Source organism: Gillisia sp. CAL575 (assembly GCF_000403785.1).
Classification (GTDB): domain Bacteria; phylum Bacteroidota; class Bacteroidia; order Flavobacteriales; family Flavobacteriaceae; genus Gillisia.
The window spans coordinates 326,532-342,592 of the sequence record NZ_APHJ01000021.1 but is presented as its reverse complement, the minus strand read 5'-3'; the positions used below and the strand labels follow the sequence as shown (position 1 = coordinate 342,592).

Sequence of the window (16,061 nt, the reverse complement as noted above, 5' to 3'; positions counted from 1 at the left end):
GCTTAGAAATCAATACCTCCTATAATTATAAACTAACCTCTATTTTATCTTTCATTTAGAAATATTTATTTTAGACAGCTCAAACAAATTACTCAACCTTTTTCTTTCGGATTAAAAACCAAAAACACCGGTTTTCCAATCACGCCCGCATTAGCCATTGCTTCTTTTAATTTATCGTCATTAACAAATGCTTTATAATCTTCTATATTATTCCATTGGTTCATCACATATATCCATTTGCGATCCCCATTAATAGTTCCTACTTCATAGCTCACTTCTCTAAATTCTTTCCTGGTTCTTTCAAACTCATCAAAGACATGTTTCCATTGTAAATAATCTTCTACTTCATGATAGATGATTCCTGTAATTTTATTTTCCAGCTGAGTAGTTCCTTCCAGCTTATTTAAAAGAAGAGATTTTGGGGCTTCAATAACACCCGCTTCTATCATTTTTTCTTTTAACTCCTCATCTTGTGCAAATTTCTTATAGTGCTCTTCAGATTTCCAAGTATTAAAAACATATACGGTGTTAGGATTATCTTCTAGCACTCCAACCTCATAACTTAATTCACCGTTTCTTACTCTTTTAGCAAAAAACTCATCGAATGCTTTTTTCCATAATTCATAATCTTTCACTTTATGATAGGTCAAAGATTTCGTTTTGTATTGTAATGATGACTTTTGCTTAAGGTCATTATTTGAATCTGAATTTTTCCAACTTATCAATACTAAAGACATTAGTATAGCCAACAAAGTAATTAGATAAACCTGTTTTCTCATAAGCCCTAAAATTTATGATCGTTAATTTTGAAAACAAAAAAATCCTCAACAGTGGGGAGGATGGGGAGAGATAATATTTCGAAGTATTAATTTACGAAAAATATCCAAGGAAAGAAATTTCTAAATTAGGTATTTTCTATATTTTTATATTAACACTTAAATTATTTCAAACACTTTAAATGAAAATTCGCGAAGTTAAACAGGTAATCTTAAAGAATTGAGCCTTTTATATGATATCTATAGAGTGTTTTATAGGCAAACTTCAGATTTGATAGGTGCGATTAATTTTATAAGAGATCGCCTGTCTTTTAAAGATTCTAAAATATTTGCAGCTGCAGATGAAAATAAGCTATTGGGATTTGTACAACTAGATCCTCTGTTTTCTTCTACCCGATTAAAACGAGCCAGGCTTTTAAACGATTTATTTGTTTCGCCTGAAGCAAGAGGGCAACATTTGAGAGTTCGGCTAATAGAAAGGGCTCAAGTGTTTGCCGCGCCCACAAATTCTGTGGGGTTATGTTAGAGACAGAAAGAACCAATACTTTAGGAAATAAGCTCTATCCTAAAGCAGATTTTATTCTGGACAAGCTTCATGATTTTTATTATTAGGATGTAAAGAATTAATTATTATAAAGTTAGATGTTATGAAATCCGTTTCCAGAATAGAATTGAGATCAATTACAGCTTCAGATAAAGAAGACATTTTTCTAGGTCTTTCCAACCCAGAGGTGATTAAATATTATGGGGTTTGTTTTGAAACCTTAGAGGCAACAGAAGAACAAATGATCTGGTTCCAAGACTTGGAAAAGAATGGTACTGGAAAATGGTGGTCCATTTTTAATTCAAAAACAGGACAATTTTTAGGAGCTGCTGGTTTTAATGATTTAAATAAAAAATTTAAAAAGGCAGAGATCGGATTTTGGTTACTGCCGGAATTTTGGAGTAGAGGATATATGCAAGAATCCATGCCTTTAATTTGCGATTATGGATTCAATGAATTAGGACTTAATAGAATTGAGGGCATAGTAGAATCAGAAAATCTGAATTGTAAACGAGCCATAGAAAAACTTGGATTTACTTTGGAAAGCACTAGTAGAGATAATGAATTGAAAAAAGGTAAACTCCTAAGCCTAGATACCTATATAAAACTGAAGATGTAAATATTTACAATGCTCGCATTGAAACCCGAAACCCGAAACCCGAAACCCGAAACCCGAAACCCGAAACCCGAAACCCGAAACCTCAATTAGTCAACTAACAACTCTTTTTCTTATATTTAAATCATGCAAAAAGATTGTCCAGAATGTGGAGAAAAAATAGTTGGGAGAACAGATAAAAAATTCTGTAGTGACTATTGTAGGAACGCCTTTAATAATAAGATTAACAAGGATTCATCGAACCTTGTTAGAAATATAAATAATCTACTACGTAAAAATTACAGGATTTTACAAGAGTTAAATCCCACAGATAAAACCAAAACAACTAAATCTAAGTTATTGACAAAAGGTTTTAATTTTGAAAATTTCACAAGTATTTATACTACCAAGACTGGCACTGTATATTATTTTGTGTACGATCAAGGTTATTTGCCGTTAGAGGGCGACTATTATGCTTTGGTTAAACGAAATTAACAATGCCAATTTTGAGCTCTTAATTTCATGGCTGCGCATAAGATGTCTTTTCGGCTTATTTGTCCTATCAACTTGCCATTTTCAATAATTGGAAATCTTCTACAGTCATGTTTGTGAAAAAGAGAAGCGCAATCAAAAATATTTACGTTCTTATCTATTGTAGTCACATTAGTTTCCATGAATTCTTCTACTCTTCTATCACCAATTGGAATGTTATAATATCTGTTTTCAGAAATTTGTTTCATACAATCACCATCAGATATTATCCCTAACAGCTCATTGCGCTCATTCACAACAGGAGCGCCAGATATCTTATTTTTCATAAGCGTTTCTATCACTTTTATAAGCGGATCATCCTTGCTAAAAGTAATTAGTGAATGGCACATATAATCTTTTACCAAAATTGGTGCACTCTGTATCTTTTCGGGTTCCGCCCTTTGTCCTTGAAAACTTTTAATCCCCATAGCCCTAAGTTTTTGATTATTAGCTCTTTAATATAGTCAATTTCTTCGCCTTATGAAACCAGAGACATATATTTATTTTATTCAGCTTATGTTATTTATATTTAAACCTCTAATATTTCTTTCTATTATGCTGAAAAAATTACCTCCGCTTTTAATACTTTTTCTTATTCCCGTAATAATCTGGTTTATTTTTTATTCAAGTATGCCCAGAAACATAACTGAGGCAGAAGTTTCAGAATTAGAATTTTCTACCGCTCGCGCTTTTAAGCATGTAGAAGAAATTTCCAAACAACCACATTTTGTTGGGAGCCCAGAGCATAGTTTCGTGAGAAATTATATTGTGAGAACATTACAAGAGCTGGAATTGGAAGTGCAAACTCAAGAAGGTTATAGCTTAACTAATAAAGGGATGCTTACTAGACCTCAAAATATTTTGGCTAGAATTGAAGGCAGTGAAGAAGGGAAAGCACTATTGTTGATGTCCCATTACGATTCTGCAGGCCATTCTTCTTTTGGAGCCAGTGATGCAGGTAGTGGAGTAGCAACTATTTTGGAAGGTGTTCGTGCATTGTTGGCTGGAGGAAACTCACCTAAAAATGATATTATTATCTTATTTACAGATGCAGAAGAACTTGGACTAAATGGAGCAGAGTTGTTTGTGAATAAGCATCCATGGGCAGCACAAGTAGGACTTGCACTTAATTTTGAAGCCCGTGGGAGTGGCGGAAATTCTTTTATGTTATTGGAAACAAATAGCGGAAATTCGAAGCTTATTCAGGATTTCATCAAGGCGCAGCCTAATTTTCCTGTAACTAATTCTTTAGCTTATAGCATCTATAAAATGCTTCCAAACGATACAGATCTCACCGTTTTGAGGGAACAAGGAAATATAAACGGTTTTAATTTTGCCTTTATAGACGACCATTTCGATTATCACTCTGCCAATGATATTCCAACAAATCTAGATATAGAAACCTTGGCACACCAAGGAAGTTATCTTATGCCTTTACTTACATTTTTCAAGGATGCAGATCTTGATAGTTTTGATTCTAAAGAAGATCTTATTTATTTCAATTTACCAATGGGAGAGATAGTAAGCTATCCTTTTGCTTGGATTCTACCAATGCTAATTATAGGCTTTCTTTTGTTTTTTGGAGTAGTTGTATTTGGAATTTATAAAAGTAAACTGCTGCCAAAATTAATTCTGAAAGCGGCGATTCCATTTTTAATAAGCTTATTAGGCTCTGGAGCTCTTGTATTTTTAATTTGGAGGTTCTGTATGCTTATTTATCCAGAATACGGAGAAATGCTTAATGGTTTCACCTATAATGGTTATTATTATATAGCTTTTGCAATATTTTTGAGTTTGGCAATAAGTTTTTATACTTATCACTTTTTTGACAAATCAAAGGATCAAGCAAGTGTTTTTGTCTTCCCCCTTTTCTTCTGGTTGCTAATATGTGCTCTTACCGCCTTCTATTTAAAAGGCGCAGCATATTTTATTATCCCAGGATTCTTTGGGATTTTTCAACTCTGGGTTATGATCCGTCAGAAAAGGCCAAATTTGTTCCTAATGCTATTATTAAGTCTGCCGGCTTTAGTTTTAATTCTTCCCTTTATCTCTAGTTTCCCAGTAGCTTTGGGACTTAAGATCTTGTTTGTGGCAGGAATATTAGCGGTGTTAATATTCACTTTGTTTTTACCGGTTTTTGGATATTTTAAATCTAAAAAAACATTGGCTGCGATATTGGGTGTAGGTGCGATCACCATGTTTATTATTGCTCACTTTAATTCAGATTTTAATGAAGATCATCCAAGACCAGATAGTTTGGTATATGTTTTAGATGAGGATACTAATTCTGCTAGTTGGAATTCCTATGATCTTAAATTAGACGATTGGAATAAAGAATATTTTGGAGAAGATCCTAGTAAATCTGAAATTACAGATAATGCTTTTGAGAGTAAATACGGTTCTGGTTTTAAATATAAAGCTGCTGCGCCAGTTGTTAAGATTCCTTCTTCTGGAATCGTTTATAAAAAAATAAAGAATGAAGATTCTATAGCTAAATCCAATACTTATTCCTTAAAGATCGCTCCAAATAGAAAGGTGAATAGGATGGAACTGTTTTTAAATAGTTCTTATAATTTTGAGACCTTTGAAGTGAATAGGCTAAAAGCAGATTCTTTGACTACAAAATCAGGTGTTTATCACGTATTTAAAAAGAGATGGAGTGATAGGTTACTTACCTATCATGCTGCCAATGCAGACACTTTGATCATAAATTTCACGACAAGGGAAAAGGCTGCACCAGAAATTATTTTATTTGAAAGCAGTTACGATTTGTTAAATAATGCAGACTTGAATGTAAAGAAGAGAGATAAAGCGAAAATGCCGAAACCTTTTGTGCTGAACGACGCAGTGATTCTTAAAAAAACAATCAGACTGGAAGACTAAGAGATATCGGATTTATTAGGATTGCTTTAATAGAAAATTCATAAGCCTCATGTTGAGGCTCGTGAGAATATTTCAGGATTTCTAATTAGATGCTGAAACAAGTTCAGCATGACGACAATTTTAAAAATTAGTATCGTCAGCCTGAACTCGTTTCAGGGTCTTTATACGTAAATATTTAGGGAACATCATAGCTTATCTAAACGTGAATTAAAAAAGAATAAAATGAATATTTCAACATTAGGTTGTGGATGGTTAGGACTGCCACTTGCAAAGAAACTGATTGAAGCTGGGCATATAGTTAAAGGTACTACTACCAGTAGAGATAAGATTAATTTACTCTCTGCGGAAGGGATTATTCCCTATAAAATTCAACTTTTTGAAGAAGGAGTTCAAGGAGATATGACTTCTTTTTTAAAAGATTCTGAAGTGCTTATCATAGATATCCCGCCAGGATTAAGAAAAGATCCTGAAGTAAATTTTATTGGAAAAATAGGCCGACTTAATTCTTATATCGAAAAATCTAGGATCGAAAAAGTGCTTTTTGTGAGTGCAACTTCGGTGTATGAAGATAGAACTGATCTTCCTGAATATACAGAAGACGATTCTGCTAATGGGAATGCTGAAAATGCTAAGCAGTTAATAGGAGCAGAGAAACTTTTAAAGGATTCAGATAATTATGCGACAAGCATTATTAGATTTGGCGGATTGATTGGGCCTGGGAGGCATCCTGTAAATTACCTTTCTGGGAAATTGGATTTAAAAGATCCGGATGGTCCGGTAAACCTGATTCATTTGGAGGATTGTATTGGTATCATTGAAACCATTTTGAATAAAGAGGCATGGGGAGAAACCTTTCATGGAGTTTATCCGGAGCATCCAACTCGTAAAGATTATTATAGTAGAGCAGCCACAGAAAAAGGATTGGCAAGCATGAGTTTTAATGAGGATTCGGTTTCTAAAGGCAAGAATATAAAATCTGTGAAGATTGATAATCTCTTAGGGTATCAATTTAAGAGTACAATTTAATACTAACTTGTCATCTCGACTGCAGGGAGAGATCTCAATGGACAGAAATTTTGTGGTCAAATAGAGATTTCTCAGTCGCTAAAAAAGCTCCTTCGAAATGACATTAGGTTGAAGGTTTTTCTAAATCACAGGATTTCTCAACTCCGTTCGAAATGACATTTTCATGCTAGCATTATTTTCAGGGTTTGTCATCTCGACTGCAGGGAGAGATCTCAATGGACAAAAATTTTTGTAGTTAAATAGAGATTTCCCAGTCGCTAAAAAAGCTCCTTCGAAATGACAGTAGGTTGAAGGTCTTTCTAAATCACAGGATTTCTCAACTCCGCTCGAAATGACATTTTCATGCTAGCATTATTTTCAGGGTTTGTCCTCTCGACTGCAGGGAGAGATCTCAATGGACAGAAATTTTGTAGTCAAATAGAGATTTCTCAGTCGCTAAAAAAGCTCCTTCGAAATGACATTAGGTTGAAGGTTTTTCTAAATCACAGGATTTCTCAACTCCGCTCGAAATGACATTTTCATGCTAGCAATATTTTCAGGGTTTGTCATCTCGACTGCAGTGAGAGATCTCAATGGAACAGAAAGTTTGTAGTCGTATAGAGATTTCTCAGTCGCTAAAAAAGCTCCTTCGAAATGACATTATTAATGAGGTTATACCTCCTGCGAGGGATAGCAGCGGTAGCTCCCGATTGCTTTTTGCAATGGGGACTTTAGCGAATAGCCCGACCGCCATGCTTTTTTGCGTGGGGGACGCAGCCAAAGAAAAAGGGCCAACATCACTGCGGCCCTTTTCTAATATCAACTTAATATTTTACCAAATCTTAACTCTGTTCTCTGGTTTTACATACATTTTATCACCTTCCGTAATTTCGAAAGCCTCGTAAAAAGCATCTATATTTTGTAATGGCACATATGCGCGATACATTCCAGGAGAATGCGGATCTGTTTTAATTCTATTTCTTAAAGCTTCATCTCTCATCTTAGTTCTCCAAACGGTTGCCCAAGAAAGGAAGAAACGTTGCTCTGGTGTGAATCCGTCTATTTCACCAGGGTTTCCGTGCTCTTTTAAATGTAATTGAAGTCCGTCATAAGCAGCATTCACACCACCTAGATCTCCAATATTTTCACCTAAAGTAAATTTTCCGTTAATATAAACACTGTCTAAAACTTCTATAGCGCTATATTGATCTGCTAAAGCTCCTCCAAGACCTTCAAAAGACTCAAGATCTTTATCGCTCCACCAGTTGTTTAAATTTCCTTCAGCATCGAAACGTGACCCACTATCATCGAATCCATGCGAGATCTCATGACCAATCACTGCTCCAATTCCACCATAATTTACAGCAGCATCTGCTTTGTAATCGTAGAAAGGCGGTTGTAGGATAGCCGCAGGAAATACAATTTCATTATAACTTGGGTTGTAATAAGCATTCACAATTTGAGGAGCCATAAACCATTCGGTTTTATCTACTGGCGTTCCCAATTTTGCCATGTCTTCTTTTACATTCCATTTCGCAGCATTTAGCATGTTTTGGAAAAATGATCCTTTTCCATCTTTTGGATTTACAATATCTAAAGAACTGTAATCTTTCCACTCATCTGGATAGCCTACTTTAATGGTAGTAGAAGCTAATTTTTCTTTAGCTTTTGTTTTAGTACTATCACTCATCCAAGTAAGATTGTCTATTCTAACCTCGTAAGACTTAATGATATTTGCAATCATTTCCTGAGCTTTTTTCTTAGCTTCTGGCGGGAAATTCTCTTCTACATATAACTTACCTAAAGCTTCTCCTAAAGTTCCATTTACAGTTTGTAAAGCACGTTCCTTAAGCGGACGTTGCTCTTTTGCGCCTTGAAGTGTTTTGTTGTAGAAATCCCAATTAGTTTGTTCTATTTCCATGCTTAATGCTGAAGATGCATCATTCAATAGATTCCAACGTAAATAAGTTTTCCAGTCTGCAACTTTATTTGCTACAAATGTTTTTTGCAAAGCATCCATATATTTGGGTTGAGACACAATTACAGTATCTATTTTAGAGGCTCCAATAGCATTAAAATAAGCTTTCCAGTCTAATGCTGAGACTCTTTTTTGCAATTGTGCTACAGACATTGGATTGTAACTCTTTCTAGCATCTCTACGATCTACTTTGTCCATTTGAGGAGTTGCTAAGCTAGTCTCGAAAGCCAGAATTGTTTCTGCACTCTTTGTAGCATCTGCTTCAGAATCTCCTAAATACTGCAACATTTTTGTAACGTGCTTCTTATAGTTCTCACGAGTTTCTTTAGTGCTTGCGTCCATTTCAACATAATAGTCTCTATCTGGCAAACCTAAACCAGCAGGATAAAGATAGGCAGCGTTTGCATTACTATCTTTTGCATCTGCACGCACTCCAAATGCGAAGAAACCAGCACCACCATATTGTTGCATTTCAGTAAGAAAAGCCTGAAGGTCTTGCTTATTTTGGATAGCCGCAATTTTTTCTAAGTAAGGAGTTAAAGGAGCAACGCCATTTTTATCTCTAGCAACCGTATCCATTATACTCTGATATAGGTAAACAGCTTTTGCTTGATCGCTATTTGCATCTAGATCTTTGTTGTTTGAAGCTTTTTCCAATAAAGAAAGTGCATCCTCATCGGTGTTTTTTCTAAGTTCATTAAAACTACCCCATGTAGTATTATCATCTGGGATCTCTGTAGAATCGGCCCAAGTACCGTTTACATATCTAAAGAAATCTTCTTTCGGACTCATTGTAGTGTCCATAAAAGCTAAATTGATCCCACGGGATTCTTCTTTAACTTCCATTTTCTTATCGTCACTTTTACAACCGGTTACTACCGTTGCTGCAAGTGCAGATAAAATTAGTGCATTAGTTATTTTTTTCATTTAAAAGAATAAGTTAAAATTTTCACGCTAAAATACTAAAAAGTAGAAGATTATAATTGATAATTACAAGAAGTGAGATTTTGCATCTTAAACCATACTATTTTAAATTTTATAAAGTCTGAATCTGGCTTTTGGAAAAGTAAAAAGAGCCTTCAAATTTTTATTTGAAGGCTCTTTTTGTTAGGAATTATGAATTGAAAAAGTTCTATTTAGTTAGAAGCTTTGAAATCAATAAACTATCGGTTTGTTTTTTTAAAGCTGTTACTTCTGAAACATTATCGTTTGGAATTGCTATAGAAAGTACATAATGTTTCACCTTCCATGCTCCGTCTACATTTTCCATAATTCCGGATCCCCGGCAGATTCCCATTTGGGTGCTTAAAAGCTCATCGAACCAAGCAAGATTGTTGCCTTTCTTTGTGTAGATATTGCGTTCTAAAGAAGTAAAACTCCAAGCCTTTCCTTTGTCAAAATAAGGTTTAGAGAATTCTTGGAATTCCTTGTTTTGCCAATTTTCTGTAGCATCGGTACCTATAAATACTCCATCTTCTGTCATTAAATTGAAATACTCATCAAAGTTTGCTGAAGCTGCAGCTTTATGCCAATTTTCTAAAGCTGTATTAATTTTTTCTTTTGAATTTTCTTTAGAAGCTATCTTTTTAGTTTCCGATTTTTCTGAAGATGTTTCGTTTTTCTGAGATTGCACATTGTTACATGCAAAAGCGGAAATTAAAAGAAGGAGAATTAGTTTATTCATATTTCTGAAATTAATAATTTTTAAAGGTTTTCTATTATGATAGAATCCCGTGATTTTCTATTATCTACTGGTCTTTTACTTGGGGCAGGAATTGTCCTATTTGGAGATTGCTCATCGTCATTTTCAATTGCATCTAATTCTTCTTCAAACTCTTCTAAAGTTTTTAAGAAAAGCTCGTTTATCTGAATTTTAAAATTATTCCATTCTAAACCTAATTCGTTTGCTGTTTTAGCAATTCCTTCTGGATTAGGCTCTCTTTTTTCTGCGAGTTGTTGGAGGATCTTAGATTTAGTTACAAGAACTCCTAATCTGGCCTTAACGGCATTGGATTGTAATCTTGCCGGCACTGTTTCTTGCAAAGACTTCATAATCTCTGTTATTGGAGTGGCATTAGAAATAACATCGTTTAATGTGTAATTCTTTAAGTTCTCAATCTCGCTTTGGGCAGTGATATACGCCAACCATTCATTAGTGAACTCTTGAGCTTCGGGTAACAGAACCACTTCAGTTTTTGAAGTTTCTAATTTTTGAGTGAGAGCTAATTGATTTTTTTCTCTGTCTGATTCATTAGAATTTTCTGTGGTTTTTTGGTTGCATCCAGCCATTACAAATATTAATAAAATCCAAAAGGAGTTTTTCATAAGCTTATCTTGTAAAGCAAAGTTAAGGAAAAACCATTGCCAAAATAAATTGCTTTCAATATGCAGGTATTAACTTCCTTTTTTAGATGGAATGTTATAGCATCATATTTGAAATGGATATATTTGCGCTGTAAAATTTACAGAATGATTTCAGAAAAAATATTGATTATTGGAGCTTCCGGTCAAATTGGAAGTGAGCTTGCATTAAGACTGCGCGAACTGCATGGTAATGATAATGTAATTGCAAGTGATATAAAAGAAGGAAGCGAAGATCTTATGTCTAGTGGTCCATTCGAAATAATGGATGCTACAGATGAAAGTGGAATTGCAGGTCTTGTTGAAAAGCATAGTATTACAGATGTTTATTTAATGGCTGCGATGTTAAGTGCCACCGCGGAGAAAATGCCGATGAAAGCTTGGAGTTTAAATATGGATTCCCTTTTCATAATACTTAACCTTGCGAAAGACAAAAAGATTAAAAAAGTATTCTGGCCATCTAGTATTGCTGTTTTTGGACCAAGTACCCCAAAGCATGATACTCCTCAAACTACTATCATGGAACCAACCACGGTATATGGAATTAGTAAACAAACCGGGGAACGTTGGTGTGAATATTTCTTTAATAAATTTGGTGTGGATGTTAGAAGCATTAGATTTCCTGGGATTATTAGTTACAAAACCTTACCTGGAGGAGGAACTACAGATTATGCTATAGAAATATTTCATGAAGCATTAAGGACGGGAAAATATACGTCATTTTTAAGTGAAGAAACTGCTTTGCCTATGATGTTTATGGAAGATGCAATTAAGGCAACCGTAGATATTATGAATGAGCCTGCAGAGAACGTGAAGGTAAGATCATCTTATAATTTATCTGCAATGAGTTTCACTCCAAAAGAATTAGCTGGAGCGATTAAAAAGGAAATACCAGAATTTGAAATAAATTACAAGCCAGATTTTAGACAGGCAATTGCCGATTCTTGGCCAAGTAGTATAGATGATAGCGCTGCAAGAACAGATTGGAATTGGAAGCATGAGTACGATCTTAAAAATCTCACTCATGTTATGCTGAAGGGATTAAAAGAGTCCCTTTCCTTAGAAAATAAGTAATAAAAAAACCCGTCTAAATTAATTTAGACGGGTTTTTAAATCTTCGAATTAAATATAAAAATATATTAATCGTGGATCAAACGTACTTGAGCAGCCGTTAGTCCTTTTCTTCCTTCTTCTTCAACGTACTCAACTTTGTCGCCTTCATTTAAAGACTCTCCATTAAGACCTGTAACGTGAACAAAGATGTCTCTCCCTGTGTCATCGTTAGTGATGAATCCGTAACCTTTAGACTCATTGAAAAATTTAACTGTACCTTCCATTGTAATAAAATAAAAATTAATAAAGGACAAACTTACATATAATAATTTATCCTTTTTGCTCAATTCGAAATATTTTTTACCATTATTAATTATATCCCTTTTACTCCCTGCGGTTATCGCGCATTTTGTCCATGTTTTCTTTGGTAAGAGTATAATCGCTTAATTTTTTGCCATTCCAACGAACGTATAAGAATATGGGCATCAGGACAAAAGCACTAGCAAGCACAGCAATACCAATAATTCTATCTCCAAGAAGCACGTCATCATTTATTCTATAATAAAAGCCAATTCCAACGGCAATTAGAATGGAGATCGCCAGTATTTTAATTACTATTTTCATTTTTTAAACGGTTACTTCAATTAGTTTTTGTCTATATGCAGTGAGCAATTTAGACTTGGATACAAACCCAATATATATATCATTTTCTGTTACCGGTAAATTCCACGCATCACTTTCCTGAAATTTTCTCATAATATCCTGCATTCCATCTTTGTTGATATCAATTATTTCTGGGGCTCGCTGCATAAGTTCCTGTACAGTTACTTTATCATATAGATCTCTATCAAACATAATCGGTCTAATGTCATCCAACAAAATTATTCCAGCAAAATGGCCTTTGCTATCTAAAACTGGATATAAATTTCGTGAAGATTTTGTAACCCCTTTATGGATAACATCTCCTAAAGTCATATCCATTTGGAGTTTTATAAAATTTGTTTCAATAAGATTTCTAATATTCATCAAGGTAAGTACGGCTTTATCCTTGTCATGAGTTAAAAGCTCACCTTTCATTGCTAATTCCATGGTGTACACGGAGTGCGGTTGAAATTGATTAGTGATCATATATGAAATCGTGGCAGTGATCATTAAGGGCACAAAAAGTCCATATCCACCTGTGAGTTCGGCAATCAAGAAAATAGCAGTTAGAGGAGCGTGTAAAACGCCAGCCATTAAGCCAGCCATTCCTACTAATGTAAAACTACTTACCGATATAGGGTTTTTTAAGATTCCTAAATTATTTATAATTAGAGCAAATCCATGCCCCATAGCGCTTCCCATAAAAAGAACCGGTGCAAAAATTCCTCCAACTCCCCCCGCTCCAAACGTTAGTGAAGTTGCTATTATTTTGAAGATGACTAGGCCAGCCAGCAATGCCACTACCACCCAGATATTTTCCAAGTAATCATTAAATAAATTAGTACCCAATGCTTTGATGTAGTTTTCAGTAAGCAGGTTATTTATTACATTATAACCCTCTCCATAGAGTGGCGGTATCAAATAAACAAGCACTCCAAGACCTATTCCTCCAATTAAAAGTCTTCGTATGGGTGAACCTAATTTCTTAAATAATTCATTCATTTTGAAATATACAGAGGTAAAATACATCGAAATGAAAGCAGCTAGAATTCCGAGAATAATATAAAAAGGCACTTCAGAAATGATGAATTTATCTTGAAGCTGAAATGGTAAAATAATATCTGATCCAAAGAAAAAATAGGAAGTTAGAATTGCAGAAACTGAAGCGATAAGTAGGGGAAGCATAGAGATCAAAGTGAGATCTAAACTAAAGACTTCTATAGCGAAAATTATTGCAGCAATTGGGGCTTTAAAGATAGAGGACATGGCTCCTGCTGCAGCACATCCAATTAGCAACGTGCGGTGGGTTTGATTCATCTGGAATACCCGGGCAATGTTGGAACCCAGAGAGGCGCCGGTTGCAACGGTTGGTCCTTCCAGTCCCACAGATCCCCCAAAGCCAACAGTGATAGGAGCTGTTAATAAAGATGCGTACATCTGGAAAGGTTTCATTAGACCTTTTCTTTTAGAAATAGCATAAAGTGTAGAAGGAATCCCGTGACCAATCTTTTTGTTAAGTCCGTATCTTAAGATAAGAAGCGTTAGGGCAAGGCCAATTATGGGGAAAATGAAATAAAATGCATGATGTGCATTCGCAATTAATTTTCCTTCTAGTAATTCCTGAATAAAGTGAGTAAGGTTTTTAATCAATACGGCCCCTAATCCACTGGCAAGCCCAATGAGGGCACTAAGAATTAATATGAATTGATGTTGAGTAAGATTATTGGTCTTCCAGAGTAAAAATTTTTGAAAACCGGGTTTGGCTCGTGCGAACATCTAGGATGTTGAAATTATTATACAGTGAAAAAATTAGTGCTAATATATTAAGTTAAAACGAATTAGGAGTTCTATTCGTTATCAATAAAACTCCTGAAAGGTTTTTGTACTTATTTTAAAATGAGTTTTTACTATTCTGTGACCTTCAAATGTAATTCTGAAAGTTGAGCATTATCTAATTTCGAAGGAGCGTCTATCATTATATCTCTACCCGAATTATTCTTTGGAAATGCGATATAATCCCTAATAGTTTCATGTCCTCCAAGGATTGCTACTAATCTGTCAAATCCAAAAGCAATTCCTCCGTGTGGAGGTGCTCCAAACTGAAAAGCATCCATCAAAAATCCGAATTGTGCTTTTGCTTCTTCTGGGGTAAATCCTAAATAATCGAACATCATTGCCTGAGTTTCTTTATCGTGAATACGAATAGAACCTCCACCTATTTCATTTCCATTCATCACCAAATCATAGGCATTTGCTCTTACTTTACCAGGGTCTGTAGCAAGCATGCCGATATCTTCTGGCTTTGGAGAAGTAAACGGGTGGTGCATTGCATGATATCTATTGGTATCTTCATCCCATTCTAAAAGCGGAAAGTCTACTACCCATAGCGGCGCAAATTCTCTAGAATTTCTCAATCCAAGCTCGGTAGCTAAATGCATTCTTAAAGCGCTTAATTGTGCTCTAGTGCTATTAGCATCTCCAGACATTACTAAAATAAGGTCTCCAGGATTTGCTCCTGTTGCTTCGGTCCAAGCTTTTAAGTCTTCTTCAGAATAAAATTTATCTACAGAAGATTTTAAAGTTCCATCTTCATTGTATTTTGCCCAAACCATACCGTTTGCGCCAACTTGTGGACGCTTTACCCATTCAATTAGCTTATCAATCTGCTTTCTAGTATAAGTTGCCGCTCCTGGAACTGCAATTCCAACAATTAGTTCTTGTTGATCAAAAACATTGAAACCTTTGTTCTTTGCAAGATCATTTAATTCTGCAAACTCCATCCCAAAACGAATGTCTGGTTTGTCGTTTCCATATTTTTTCATAGCATCTGCATAGGTCATTCTTGGGAAATCACCTATTTCAACACCTTTAATTTCTTTAAGTAAATGGCGTGTTAATCCTTCAAAAATATTCAAGATATCTTCTTGCTCTACAAATGCCATTTCACAGTCAATCTGAGTAAATTCAGGTTGTCTGTCTGCTCTAAGATCTTCATCTCTAAAACATTTCACGATCTGGAAATATTTGTCCATTCCACCAACCATAAGCAATTGCTTAAAGGTTTGCGGAGATTGTGGCAAGGCGTAAAACTGTCCTTCATTCATTCTACTTGGCACAACAAAATCACGTGCACCTTCTGGGGTAGATTTAATAAGATATGGAGTTTCCACTTCTATAAATCCTTCTTCAGAAAGGTAATTTCTAACTTTCATTCCCACTTTATGACGAAACATTAGATTTTCCTTCACAGGATTTCTCCTGATGTCCAAATAGCGATATTTCATACGAAGTTCTTCTCCGCCATCAGTTTCATTTTCAATAGTAAATGGTGGAGTTAAAGAAGCATTTAGAATTTTAAGTTCAGAAACTAAAATTTCAATATCTCCTGTTGAAAGTTGCGGATTCTTAGATTCTCGCTCAATCACTTTTCCAGTAACTTGGATCACAAACTCACGACCTAATTGTGCCGCTTTTTCCATCATTTCTGAAGATGTGCGTTCCTCATCAAAAATAAGTTGAGTCATCCCGTAACGATCTCTAAGGTCTACCCAGATCATAAATCCTTTATTTCGGGTCTTTTGAACCCAACCAGATAGGGTAACTTCTTCATTTATATGAGCTTCTCTTAATTCTCCACAAGTATGACTTCTATACATAACGCACTATTGAATTTTGGTTTGCAAAAGTAAGAAG

At 35.0% G+C, this 16,061-nt stretch carries 15 protein-coding genes; 6 read left to right on the top strand and 9 right to left on the bottom strand.

Features of this window, described 5'->3' with window-relative positions; all coding sequences use genetic code 11:
* Window positions 1-92: 92 nt before the first annotated feature.
* Window positions 93-779 (bottom strand): hypothetical protein, encoded by a 687-nt coding sequence (locus I130_RS16185; protein WP_051119604.1) that lies wholly within the window; start codon window positions 777-779, stop codon window positions 93-95.
* 217 nt (window positions 780-996) lie between these two features.
* Between I130_RS16185 and I130_RS04310 the strand changes: the two genes are divergently transcribed.
* The 3 genes from I130_RS04310 (at window position 997) to I130_RS04300 (ending at window position 2,410) form a co-directional block, all read left to right on the top strand.
* Complete coding sequence (locus tag I130_RS04310) at window positions 997-1,302, top strand: GNAT family N-acetyltransferase (RefSeq protein WP_232224020.1); 306 nt, start codon at window positions 997-999, stop codon at window positions 1,300-1,302.
* A gap of 121 nt (window positions 1,303-1,423) precedes the next feature.
* On the top strand, window positions 1,424-1,939 hold the full coding sequence (locus I130_RS04305; protein ID WP_034919827.1) for a GNAT family N-acetyltransferase: 516 nt from the start codon (window positions 1,424-1,426) through the stop codon (window positions 1,937-1,939).
* 123 nt (window positions 1,940-2,062) lie between these two features.
* A complete protein-coding gene (locus tag I130_RS04300; RefSeq protein ID WP_034919825.1) occupies window positions 2,063-2,410 on the top strand; it encodes a hypothetical protein in 348 nt (115 codons plus the stop codon).
* Here I130_RS04300 and I130_RS04295 read toward each other — a convergent pair.
* On the bottom strand, window positions 2,407-2,874 hold the full coding sequence (locus I130_RS04295; RefSeq protein WP_034919822.1) for a CBS domain-containing protein: 468 nt from the start codon (window positions 2,872-2,874) through the stop codon (window positions 2,407-2,409). The two genes, I130_RS04300 and I130_RS04295, sit on opposite strands and share 4 nt — an antisense overlap.
* Window positions 2,875-3,076: 202 nt before the next feature.
* Between I130_RS04295 and I130_RS04290 the strand changes: the two genes are divergently transcribed.
* The gene (locus tag I130_RS04290; protein WP_232224019.1) at window positions 3,077-5,329 is read left to right on the top strand and encodes a M28 family peptidase; all 2,253 of its coding nucleotides are present in this window, start codon (window positions 3,077-3,079) and stop codon (window positions 5,327-5,329) included.
* A 222-nt stretch (window positions 5,330-5,551) separates the two neighbouring features.
* Window positions 5,552-6,355 (top strand): epimerase, encoded by an 804-nt coding sequence (locus I130_RS04285; protein WP_034919820.1) that lies wholly within the window; start codon window positions 5,552-5,554, stop codon window positions 6,353-6,355.
* 811 nt (window positions 6,356-7,166) lie between these two features.
* Here the strand turns inward: I130_RS04285 and I130_RS04280 are convergent.
* The 3 genes from I130_RS04280 to I130_RS04270 all read right to left on the bottom strand — a co-directional run bounded on the left by I130_RS04280 (window position 7,167) and on the right by I130_RS04270 (window position 10,637).
* Window positions 7,167-9,239 (bottom strand): M13 family metallopeptidase, encoded by a 2,073-nt coding sequence (locus I130_RS04280; RefSeq protein ID WP_034919818.1) that lies wholly within the window; start codon window positions 9,237-9,239, stop codon window positions 7,167-7,169.
* A gap of 205 nt (window positions 9,240-9,444) precedes the next feature.
* Window positions 9,445-9,996 carry a nuclear transport factor 2 family protein gene (locus tag I130_RS04275; RefSeq protein WP_034919816.1) on the bottom strand — a complete coding sequence of 184 codons (552 nt, stop codon included), beginning with the start codon at window positions 9,994-9,996 and terminating at the stop codon, window positions 9,445-9,447.
* Between the two features lie 20 nt (window positions 9,997-10,016).
* Entirely contained in the window at window positions 10,017-10,637 is a 621-nt protein-coding gene (locus tag I130_RS04270; RefSeq protein ID WP_034919814.1) for a hypothetical protein, read from the bottom strand.
* A 147-nt stretch (window positions 10,638-10,784) separates the two neighbouring features.
* On the opposite strand from I130_RS04270, the gene I130_RS04265 reads away from it, so the two are divergent.
* The gene (locus tag I130_RS04265; RefSeq protein ID WP_034920478.1) at window positions 10,785-11,747 is read left to right on the top strand and encodes an NAD-dependent epimerase/dehydratase family protein; all 963 of its coding nucleotides are present in this window, start codon (window positions 10,785-10,787) and stop codon (window positions 11,745-11,747) included.
* Window positions 11,748-11,812: 65 nt separating this feature from the next.
* On the opposite strand, the gene I130_RS04260 is transcribed toward I130_RS04265, so the two are convergent.
* The 4 genes from I130_RS04260 to aspS form a co-directional block, all read right to left on the bottom strand.
* Window positions 11,813-12,010, bottom strand: a complete 198-nt coding sequence (locus I130_RS04260) for a cold-shock protein (protein ID WP_026837247.1) — start codon at window positions 12,008-12,010, stop codon at window positions 11,813-11,815.
* A gap of 100 nt (window positions 12,011-12,110) precedes the next feature.
* On the bottom strand, window positions 12,111-12,350 hold the full coding sequence (locus tag I130_RS04255; RefSeq protein WP_034919813.1) for a hypothetical protein: 240 nt from the start codon (window positions 12,348-12,350) through the stop codon (window positions 12,111-12,113).
* Window positions 12,351-12,353: 3 nt separating this feature from the next.
* Window positions 12,354-14,144, bottom strand: a complete 1,791-nt coding sequence (locus tag I130_RS04250; RefSeq protein WP_034919812.1) for a chloride channel protein — start codon at window positions 14,142-14,144, stop codon at window positions 12,354-12,356.
* 131 nt (window positions 14,145-14,275) lie between these two features.
* Window positions 14,276-16,024: an aspartate--tRNA ligase gene (gene aspS, locus I130_RS04245; protein ID WP_034919810.1), complete on the bottom strand. Its 1,749-nt coding sequence runs from the start codon at window positions 16,022-16,024 to the stop codon at window positions 14,276-14,278.
* Window positions 16,025-16,061 lie beyond the last annotated feature (37 nt).

Coding starts and splice junctions, on each gene's coding strand:
- I130_RS16185 (WP_051119604.1), bottom strand. CDS start 779: ATGAGAAAACAGGTTTATCTAATTACTTTGTTGGCTATACTAATGTCT.
- I130_RS04305 (WP_034919827.1), top strand. CDS start 1,424: ATGAAATCCGTTTCCAGAATAGAATTGAGATCAATTACAGCTTCAGAT.
- I130_RS04300 (WP_034919825.1), top strand. CDS start 2,063: ATGCAAAAAGATTGTCCAGAATGTGGAGAAAAAATAGTTGGGAGAACA.
- I130_RS04295 (WP_034919822.1), bottom strand. CDS start 2,874: ATGGGGATTAAAAGTTTTCAAGGACAAAGGGCGGAACCCGAAAAGATA.
- I130_RS04290 (WP_232224019.1), top strand. CDS start 3,077: ATGCCCAGAAACATAACTGAGGCAGAAGTTTCAGAATTAGAATTTTCT.
- I130_RS04285 (WP_034919820.1), top strand. CDS start 5,552: ATGAATATTTCAACATTAGGTTGTGGATGGTTAGGACTGCCACTTGCA.
- I130_RS04280 (WP_034919818.1), bottom strand. CDS start 9,239: ATGAAAAAAATAACTAATGCACTAATTTTATCTGCACTTGCAGCAACG.
- I130_RS04275 (WP_034919816.1), bottom strand. CDS start 9,996: ATGAATAAACTAATTCTCCTTCTTTTAATTTCCGCTTTTGCATGTAAC.
- I130_RS04270 (WP_034919814.1), bottom strand. CDS start 10,637: ATGAAAAACTCCTTTTGGATTTTATTAATATTTGTAATGGCTGGATGC.
- I130_RS04260 (WP_026837247.1), bottom strand. CDS start 12,010: ATGGAAGGTACAGTTAAATTTTTCAATGAGTCTAAAGGTTACGGATTC.
- I130_RS04255 (WP_034919813.1), bottom strand. CDS start 12,350: ATGAAAATAGTAATTAAAATACTGGCGATCTCCATTCTAATTGCCGTT.
- I130_RS04250 (WP_034919812.1), bottom strand. CDS start 14,144: ATGTTCGCACGAGCCAAACCCGGTTTTCAAAAATTTTTACTCTGGAAG.
- aspS (WP_034919810.1), bottom strand. CDS start 16,024: ATGTATAGAAGTCATACTTGTGGAGAATTAAGAGAAGCTCATATAAAT.